Origin of the sequence: Cryobacterium sp. RTC2.1 (assembly GCF_035018685.1) — a bacterium.
GTDB classification, from domain to species: Bacteria; Actinomycetota; Actinomycetes; order Actinomycetales; family Microbacteriaceae; genus Cryobacterium; species Cryobacterium glucosi.
The window spans coordinates 1-7,425 of record NZ_JASJXJ010000174.1; the positions used below are offsets into that span (position 1 = coordinate 1).

At 68.1% G+C, this 7,425-nt stretch carries 11 protein-coding genes and 1 pseudogene; 6 read left to right on the forward strand and 6 right to left on the reverse strand.

Annotation, left to right across the window (positions count from 1 at the left end; translation table 11 throughout):
• Both QN357_RS16525 and upp read right to left on the reverse strand, forming a co-directional pair.
• Positions 1-357 (reverse strand): annotated as a pseudogene (locus QN357_RS16525) (winged helix family transcriptional regulator); the annotation flags it as partial.
• A 567-nt stretch (positions 358-924) separates the two neighbouring features.
• Positions 925-1,557 carry a uracil phosphoribosyltransferase gene (upp, locus tag QN357_RS16530; RefSeq protein WP_134448773.1) on the reverse strand — a complete coding sequence of 211 codons (633 nt, stop codon included), beginning with the start codon at positions 1,555-1,557 and terminating at the stop codon, positions 925-927.
• 33 nt (positions 1,558-1,590) lie between these two features.
• Here upp and tadA point away from each other — a divergent pair, with 33 nt between their 5' ends.
• Positions 1,591-2,070 carry a tRNA adenosine(34) deaminase TadA gene (gene tadA / locus QN357_RS16535; protein WP_206750881.1) on the forward strand — a complete coding sequence of 160 codons (480 nt, stop codon included), beginning with the start codon at positions 1,591-1,593 and terminating at the stop codon, positions 2,068-2,070.
• On the opposite strand, the gene QN357_RS16540 is transcribed toward tadA, so the two are convergent.
• Complete coding sequence (locus QN357_RS16540) at positions 2,039-2,788, reverse strand: glutamine amidotransferase (RefSeq protein WP_134562044.1); 750 nt, start codon at positions 2,786-2,788, stop codon at positions 2,039-2,041. The genes tadA and QN357_RS16540 overlap by 32 nt on opposite strands.
• Positions 2,785-3,747 carry a cation diffusion facilitator family transporter gene (locus tag QN357_RS16545; RefSeq protein ID WP_323505226.1) on the reverse strand — a complete coding sequence of 321 codons (963 nt, stop codon included), beginning with the start codon at positions 3,745-3,747 and terminating at the stop codon, positions 2,785-2,787. Before QN357_RS16545 ends, QN357_RS16540 begins: the two co-directional genes overlap by 4 nt.
• Positions 3,748-3,805: 58 nt before the next feature.
• On the opposite strand from QN357_RS16545, the gene proC reads away from it, so the two are divergent.
• The 3 genes from proC (at position 3,806) to QN357_RS16560 (ending at position 5,411) form a co-directional block, all read left to right on the forward strand.
• The gene (proC, locus tag QN357_RS16550) at positions 3,806-4,675 is read left to right on the forward strand and encodes a pyrroline-5-carboxylate reductase (protein WP_323505227.1); all 870 of its coding nucleotides are present in this window, start codon (positions 3,806-3,808) and stop codon (positions 4,673-4,675) included.
• A gap of 67 nt (positions 4,676-4,742) precedes the next feature.
• The gene (locus tag QN357_RS16555; protein WP_134448777.1) at positions 4,743-5,189 is read left to right on the forward strand and encodes an ArsR/SmtB family transcription factor; all 447 of its coding nucleotides are present in this window, start codon (positions 4,743-4,745) and stop codon (positions 5,187-5,189) included.
• Between the two features lie 123 nt (positions 5,190-5,312).
• A complete protein-coding gene (locus tag QN357_RS16560) occupies positions 5,313-5,411 on the forward strand; it encodes a 30S ribosomal protein bS22 (protein ID WP_003792170.1) in 99 nt (32 codons plus the stop codon).
• Between the two features lie 46 nt (positions 5,412-5,457).
• Here QN357_RS16560 and QN357_RS16565 read toward each other — a convergent pair whose 3' ends face one another.
• Positions 5,458-6,195: an HAD family hydrolase gene (locus QN357_RS16565; protein WP_134448778.1), complete on the reverse strand. Its 738-nt coding sequence runs from the start codon at positions 6,193-6,195 to the stop codon at positions 5,458-5,460.
• Between the two features lie 53 nt (positions 6,196-6,248).
• Here QN357_RS16565 and QN357_RS16570 point away from each other — a divergent pair, with 53 nt between their 5' ends.
• On the forward strand, positions 6,249-6,518 hold the full coding sequence (locus QN357_RS16570) for a glutaredoxin family protein (RefSeq protein WP_134448779.1): 270 nt from the start codon (positions 6,249-6,251) through the stop codon (positions 6,516-6,518).
• Positions 6,515-6,811, forward strand: coding sequence for a Dabb family protein (locus QN357_RS16575; RefSeq protein WP_134448780.1), 297 nt, complete (start codon positions 6,515-6,517; stop codon positions 6,809-6,811). Before QN357_RS16570 ends, QN357_RS16575 begins: the two co-directional genes overlap by 4 nt.
• Before the next feature lie 121 nt (positions 6,812-6,932).
• Here QN357_RS16575 and QN357_RS16580 read toward each other — a convergent pair.
• On the reverse strand, positions 6,933-7,425 hold a 493-nt coding region (locus QN357_RS16580), incomplete at its 5' end, for an amino acid--tRNA ligase-related protein (RefSeq protein WP_323505230.1).

Genomic DNA, 7,425 nt, shown 5'->3' on the forward strand with positions numbered 1-7,425 from the left:
GTCCGGGTCGGCCACCGTGCGGTGGCGGGCCAGGGCGGCGGGGTCCTGGAGGGCGAGGCGCACGACGTCCACGTCGCGACCGCCGGCACCTGCCGGCGCGAGCGCCACGGCGGCGTGGGTTTCCGCGTTCGGGGCGAGTTCCTCGGTGAGGGCCTTGAGCGCCTCGACGATGCGGTGCAGCGAGGTGCCGGCCGCGGCGGCCTTGGCCTCGTCGATGCCGACGTAGAGGACGAAGCCGCGGGCCTCTGTGCCCTCCGGCACGGCGCGGATGCGGGGAGCAGCGGGGGCAGGCGCCAGGGCGAGTGCCGGGCGGGCGTTGTGGATGGAGCGGGCGGTGTCAATGTGTGCGAGCGACATGGCAGGAGTCCTTGGGAATGATGATGCTGGGGTGAACCCGGCGCTCTGCGCGGTTGTGGGTTCGACAATGGCCGTTGCGACCGGGTGCGGAGCGTACGAAAGGCTCCGGGAGTTCAACCGACTGACTCAGAACCGCTCAGTGCAGAGGCACGGGCTGCTACTGCGCGGGGTTCGGAGGCGAGAGGGGAACTCGGCGATGATGTCGCGATTCAGCGGCACATTCGGCAACACTCGGCGCGCATGCCGGGCATCATCATGCCGGCATTCCCAAGGGCCTCGAGGGAGGTCAGGGGGCGGTGAGGGGTTGTCATAACTGTGAGTAAAGCCCACTGTTACGGCGTGTGTCAACTTTGTGACGCAGGAAGCCAGGAAACCTGCTGCAGCACGTTCGCCCCGGTCGGGTCGAACGGGAGGATCCGTGCTCGATGGGCACTTCATCACATGTTCCTCGATGGAAAGGCACTTCATCAAAGATTCGTGAAAGTACTGCGCTGCGACGCCCGTGTGTCGCAGGACCTGCGTGTTCCGCCGGCGTGGTCGCAACCGGCGGAACGGGTGGACTGTGCCCTAGACGAGTCCGTACAGACGGTCGCCGGCGTCGCCGAGTCCGGGAACGATGTAGCCGAGCTCGTTGAGGCGTTCGTCGACGGCGCCGAGAATGATCGACACCTCACGACCGGGGAACGCCGCCTCGACGGCGGCGAGACCCTCTGGCGCCGCCAGGATGCAGATGGCGGTGACGTCGACGGCGCCGCGGTCGAAGAGGAACTTGATGGCCGCGATCAGCGAGCCTCCGGTGGCGAGCATCGGGTCGAGCACGAAGCACTGGCGGTCGGAGAGGTCGTCGGGCAGGCGCTCGGCGTACGTGGTCGGCTGGAGGGTTTCCTCGTTGCGGGCCATTCCGAGGAAGCCGACCTCTGCGGTCGGCAGCAGCTTGACCATGCCCTCGAGCATGCCGAGGCCGGCGCGCAGGATCGGCACGACGAGCGGCTTCGGGTCGCTGATCTGCACCCCGTGGGCCAGCCCGACCGGGGTTTCGACGGTAATGTCTTCGACCCGCACCCCGCGGGTTCCCTCGTAGGCGAGGAGCGTCATCAGCTCCTCCACGAGGGAGCGGAAGAGCGGTGAGGAGGTGCGTTTGTCCCGCAGAACCGTCAGTTTATGGGTGATGAGCGGATGGTCGGCTACATGGACTCGCATAGGCTCAATCTACTAGCTGGGGGAGGTATCCGGATGGGCGAGCAGGCTCGCGAGCACCGCGAATGGATGCGGCTTGCCCTCCGGGAGGCCCGCGCGGCCCTCGAGACGGGTGACGTCCCGGTCGGCGCGGTCGTGATCGATGCCTCCGGTGTCGTCGTCGGCCACGGCCGCAACGACAGGGAGGCACGGCAGGACCCGACCGGTCACGCCGAGATCGTCGCCATCCGGGCCGCGGCCGCCGCTCTCGGCGACTGGCACCTCACCGGCTGCACTCTGGTGGTCACGCTCGAGCCCTGCGTGATGTGCGCCGGCGCGATCCTGGCCGCGCGGATCCCGGTCGTCGTCTTCGGCGCCTGGGACGAAAAGGCGGGAGCAGCGGGCTCCGTGTACGACGTGCTGCGCGACCGCAGGCTCAACCATCGTGCCGAGGTCTACGCGGAGGTCGACGCCGAGGAGTGCGGCGCCCTCCTCCGGGAGTTCTTCAGCGATCCAGCCCGTCGAGCCATTCGCTGAACAGCGCGCGGGACGCATCCTGCATCGTCCCGGCGTAGAGGTCGCGCTCGGCGCGCAGCGTTTCCGGGTCGAGGCCGGCCGCGGTGACCTCCGCGGCGGAAGCGCGCAGCCAGACCTCGTGCATGGCCGGCGTCACTTCGGGGTGGAACTGCACCGCGAGCGCCCAGTCGCCGATACCGAACGCCTCGTTGCCGTACTGCGGCGAACCGGCCAGGCGTGTCACGCCCTCCGGAAGGTCGAAGGTGTCGCTGTGCCACTGCAACACCGGGACGCCGGCCACGTGGCGGAGCGGCCCTGTGGCGCCGAGGCTCGTCGGTTCGACCGTGCGGAAGCCGATTTCGTTGGTCGGCCCGGGGTAGACCCTGGCGCCGAGCGCGTTGGCCATCAGCTGCGCGCCGAGGCACACGCCGAACACCGGGCGCTCGGCGGCGAGCCGGTCCTGCAGGATCGTGATCTCCCGGGCGAGCGCCGGGAACCGGTCGATCTCATACGCGCCCATCTCCCCGCCGAGCACGACGACGAGGTCGGCGGAGGTGGGGTCGATCGTGCTGAGGTCGTCGCTGAGGATCTCGACGTAGGTCACGGAATAACCGTGGTCGTGGAGCACGGGCTCGAGGTTGCCGAGATGGATGGTGGCGTCGTGGCGCAGCACGAGTGCCGTCCGCGTCCCAGCGACCGGTGCGGCATCCGTCGCCGGCGCGGCAGGCACTGCGCTCATTCCCGGCCCCGGATGATGATGGTGTCGGTGAGCGGGCCGTGCTGGCTCGGGTCGTGGAACACGTCGGGCTCGAGATAGATCGCGCGGGCGCTCGGCATCGCCGCCCGCACGCGTTCCTCGATCACGTCGATCGACGCCGCGACATCCGAGAAGCGCAGCTCGGCGTCGAACGCGAGCTTCGCGGCCACGAGCAGTTCGTCCGGCCCGAGGTAGAGCGTCTTCATGTGGATGATGCGCTGTGTCTCCGGGCCGTTCAGGATCGCGCGCTGGATCGTCGCCGTGTCGGTGGGTCGGGCGCCCTCGCCGACGAGGAGGCTCTTCGTCTCGATGCCGAGCACGATCGCGACGAGCACGAGGAGCACACCGATGCAGATGGTCCCGATCGCATCCCAGATCGGGTCGCCGGTGACGATGGTCAGGCCGACGCCGAGGAATGCGAGCACGAGGCCGCTGAGCGCCGCGACGTCTTCGAGCAGCACGACGGGCAGCTCGGGGGCCTTGGCGTGGCGGATGAACTGCACCCAGGTCTCCCCGCCCCTGGTGTGGTTCGACTCCTTGATCGCGGTGCGCAGGGAGAACGACTCGAGGCCCATCGCCACGAGCAGCACGAGGATCGGCAGCCACGGCACGTCGAGGTGGTGCGGGTCCTGCAGTTTCTGCACCCCTTCATACAGCGAGAAGACGCCGCCGATGGAGAACAGGATGATCGAGACGACGAAGGCGTAGACGTAGCGTTCGCGCCCGTAGCCGAACGGATGCTCCGTGTCGGCGTCCTTCCGCGAATTACGGGCTCCGAGCAGCAACAGGAGCTGGTTGCCGGAGTCTGCGAGGGAGTGCACGCCCTCCGCGAGCATCGAGGACGAACCGGAGAACGCCCAGGCGATGAGTTTTGTCGCGGCGATGCCCAGGTTCGCACCGAGTGCAGCGATGATGGCCTTGTTCCCCGAAGATGCGCTCATGCAGCAATTCTAGGAGGCCCCCGACGCTGCGAAACGCCCCGAAAAGTAGACTGGCTGCATGACCGAGACTGCCGCCACCGCGGTGCCCCCCACCGTCCTGCCCACCATCGCGTTCCTCGGAGCCGGATCGATGGCGCGCGCCGTCCTGACCGGGCTGCTGACCCCCGCCGTGACGGTCGAGGGCGGCATCCGGGCCACCAACCGCACCGCGGAGAAGGCGGCAGAGCTGCACGACCTGCCCGGGGTCACCGCCTGGGCGACCGCGCTCGATCCGGACGCCAACCGCACAGCGGTCACCGGGGCGCGCATCGTCGTCGTCGCCGTGAAGCCGGCGATGGTGCCAGACCTGCTCCGCGAGATCGCGTCGTCCCTCGCGCCGGGCACCCTCGTGGTGAGCGTCGCGGCCGGCGTGACGATCGCCACGTTCGAGGCGCTGCTGCCGGCATCCGTCGCCGTGATCCGATCAATGCCCAACACCCCTGCCCTCGTCGGCAAGGCCGTGACCGGCCTGAGCGCAGGCAGCCGTTCCACGGCGGCCGACCTCGACATAGCCAGGGCCCTGTTCGGCACCGTCGGTTCGGTGCTCGTCGTCCCGGAGGACAAGCTCGACGCCCTGAGCACGATCAGCGGCTCCGGCCCGGCATACGTGTTCTACCTGATCGAGGAGTTCACCCGCACCGCCATCGACAAGGGGTTCACGGCGGAGGAGGCCGCGATCCTCGTCAACGGCACCTTCCTCGGTGCGAGCACCCTCCTCGCAGCAAGCCCGCTGTCGCCGGGCGAACTGCGCCGCCAGGTCACGAGCCCGCACGGCACCACCGAGCGCGCGGTCTGGGAACTCGAGAAGGGCGGACTCAAGGAGCTCTTCGACCGGGCGACGGATGCCGCACTCGCCCGGGCGCGCGAACTCGCCGCCCCCACCGACTGACCCTGTCCCGGACAGCCGTTGCGGGCCTTCCGTAGTATCCCTTCGTGGGAATGACTAGCCTAAAGGTATGGCAGACATCTTCGGCGTGGTGGCGGACTCGACTCGACGCGAAATATTACGCATTCTCCTCGAGCGATACAACCAGTCCGGGGCGGTCGGCGGCGAGCTCAGCGTGTCTGACATCGTCGTGCAACTCGGCCTCAGCCAGCCGACGGTCTCCAAGCACCTCAAGGTGTTGCGCGAGGCGGGACTCGTCGGCGTACGTGAAGCAGGGCAGCACCGTTATTACCATCTCGACTATGCCCCCCTGGAGGAGATCGAAGACTGGCTGATCCCATTCCTGAGCGTCGATTTCGATGCCGCAACGGAGGGGGAAGCCGAAGAGGCCGAGGGCCTCAAGGAAGAGCAGCGGGCGTTCGCGACCGCGATCGGCAAGGTCTTCGCCGATACCTCATTCCAGGTCGCGCATGCGGTCAAAGACGTTAAACCGCGCAAATGGCGGAAGAACGAATAGAACAACCAGCAGTACTCGACCGGCAACCGCCGACCGAGCGTCGAGCGTCGCGCTTATCCGCTAGACTGGCACTTTCGTGTCTGTCGCGAATCTCGCGGCGAAATCAAATCTTGTGAGGTCCGTGTGGGTTCTGTAATTAAGAAGCGACGCAAGCGTATGGCGAAGAAGAAGCACCGCAAGCTGCTTCGTAAGACCCGCCATCAGCGTCGCAATAAGAAGTAGGACGGCTTAGCCCGTCCCCAAGCGTGAGCGTTAGGTCCTTCCGGGCCTAGCGCTTTTTGCTTGTGCGGACCCGGTTCGCGCGCGCCGCCCGGCGGATGCTCGCGCGCTTCATCCGCATCACGGGCCAGTCGCGCGCCGCCGCATACCGCGCGAGCGCAGCGTCCGGGTTGACCACCACCGGGTGGCCGACGAGGTCGAGCAGCGGAATGTCGTTGTGGGAGTCCGAGTACGCCCAGCAGTCGGCGAGGTCGACGCCGCTCGCCGCGGCGCGTGCCCGTGCCGCCTCGGACTTCAGGGCGCCGTGACAGACCCCGGCGGTCAGCCGACCCGTGAAGATGCCGTCGTCCGCCTCGAGCACGGTTCCGAGCGCGCCCGTGAAGCCGAGGCGCTCGGCGATGACGTCGGCGACCTCCTGAACGCTCGCGGTGAGCAGCCAGACCTCGTGGCTGTTCTCGAGGTGCCGTCTGGCCACCGCGACCGTCTCCGGCCAGAGCCGGCGGGTGAGCTTCGTGTCGAAGATCTCCTCGCTCAAGCGGATGAGCTCGGCCTGTTCGAATCCCACGGCGACCTCGAGGGCACGCAGCAGCACCGTGGAGAGGTGATCGCGGTTCTCGCCGACCGCGAGGAACCGGGCCTGCTTCCAGCCGAAGGAGGTGATGTCCCTGCGGGTGATGATCCCGCCCCGCCACGCGGCGACGCCCAGATGATAGAGGCTGGCCCCTCGCATCAGGGTGTTGTCGACATCGAAGAACGCGATGGCGCGCGGGGGAGTGGCTTGGAACATCTCCCTTGGAGTCTAGTTGGGTCACCATGCCGTCCCCGGCTTAGGCTGGGTGCATGGCTACTGCACTGCTCACCCTGATCGGGAAACCCGGATGTCACCTGTGCGACGATGCGCGTGAGCTCGTCACGGGTGTCGTCAGGACCCTGGACGGCACGCCGGGAGCGCCCGAGATGGCCATCGAAGAGCGTTCGATCCTCGACGACGCGGCCCTGAGCGACCTGTATCTGGAGGACATCCCCGTGCTGATGATCAACGGCACGGTGCACAACTACTGGCGGATCGATCCCGACCGCCTCCGCACGGCCCTTCTGGCCGTGAAATGATCCGGCACGTGGTGTCGTGGCGGCTCGCCGCGACCGAGCCCGCCGCACGTGCGGCCGATGCGGCCGCCATCGTCGAGCGCCTCGAGGCCCTCGTCGGCGTCGTCCCAGAGATCCGCACCCTGCAGGTCGGCACGGATGTCGTCGGGAACCCCAACTGGGACGTCGTGCTGATCGCGGACTACGAGGACCTCGACGCGCTCGCCCGCTACCAGGTGCACCCGGCCCACGAGGCCGCCGCGGCGTTCATCCGCTCCGTCGCCGCCGAGAAGGCAGCCGTCGACGTCCAGTTCTGACCCGTGCGGTTCTGAGCCGGCCGGAAACGCCGAAACGCAGGAGCTCCGGGCTGCTGAGGCGGTGTGAGCCTCAGGGCGCCGGAGCTCCTGCGTTTCGTTGTGCCGCTTGGGCCCCGGCGGCCTACGGCTCGAGACGGGTCGGGCCGCGGAACAGGTAGGTGACCTCGCGGATGCTGGCCTGGTGCAGCATCAGCATCAGCACCCGGGCGAGGCCCATGCCGAAGCCGCCGTGGCTGGGAACGCCGTAACGGAAGAAGTCGAGGTAACCGCCGAGCTCTTCCGGGTCGAGGCCCTTCTCGATCGCCTGGGCGGTGAGCACGTCGATGCGGTGCTCACGCTGCGCGCCGGTCGAGATCTCGGTGCCGTTGAAGATCAGGTCGTAGCTGTTGGTGATGGTCTGGTCGTTCTCCGGACGCATGTGGTAGAACGGGCGGATGCTCGCGGCGTAGTCGGTCAGGAACACGAACTCGTGGCCGTAGGTCTCCAGCACGTACGCGGCGATCTGGCGCTCGCCCTCCGGGTCCATGTCGTCGTCGTCGCGCGGCACCTCGTAGCCGCGACCCTTGACGATCTCCTTGGCCTCGGCGAGGGGGATGCGCGGGAAGGGCTGGGTG

Excerpts from the sequence above, each read along its gene's own strand:
- upp (WP_134448773.1), bottom strand. The coding sequence starts at position 1,557 with ATGCGAGTCCATGTAGCCGACCATCCGCTCATCACCCATAAACTGACG.
- tadA (WP_206750881.1), top strand. The coding sequence starts at position 1,591 with ATGGGCGAGCAGGCTCGCGAGCACCGCGAATGGATGCGGCTTGCCCTC.
- QN357_RS16540 (WP_134562044.1), bottom strand. The coding sequence starts at position 2,788 with ATGAGCGCAGTGCCTGCCGCGCCGGCGACGGATGCCGCACCGGTCGCT.
- QN357_RS16545 (WP_323505226.1), bottom strand. The coding sequence starts at position 3,747 with ATGAGCGCATCTTCGGGGAACAAGGCCATCATCGCTGCACTCGGTGCG.
- proC (WP_323505227.1), top strand. The coding sequence starts at position 3,806 with ATGACCGAGACTGCCGCCACCGCGGTGCCCCCCACCGTCCTGCCCACC.
- QN357_RS16555 (WP_134448777.1), top strand. The coding sequence starts at position 4,743 with ATGGCAGACATCTTCGGCGTGGTGGCGGACTCGACTCGACGCGAAATA.
- QN357_RS16565 (WP_134448778.1), bottom strand. The coding sequence starts at position 6,195 with ATGTTCCAAGCCACTCCCCCGCGCGCCATCGCGTTCTTCGATGTCGAC.
- QN357_RS16570 (WP_134448779.1), top strand. The coding sequence starts at position 6,249 with ATGGCTACTGCACTGCTCACCCTGATCGGGAAACCCGGATGTCACCTG.
- QN357_RS16575 (WP_134448780.1), top strand. The coding sequence starts at position 6,515 with ATGATCCGGCACGTGGTGTCGTGGCGGCTCGCCGCGACCGAGCCCGCC.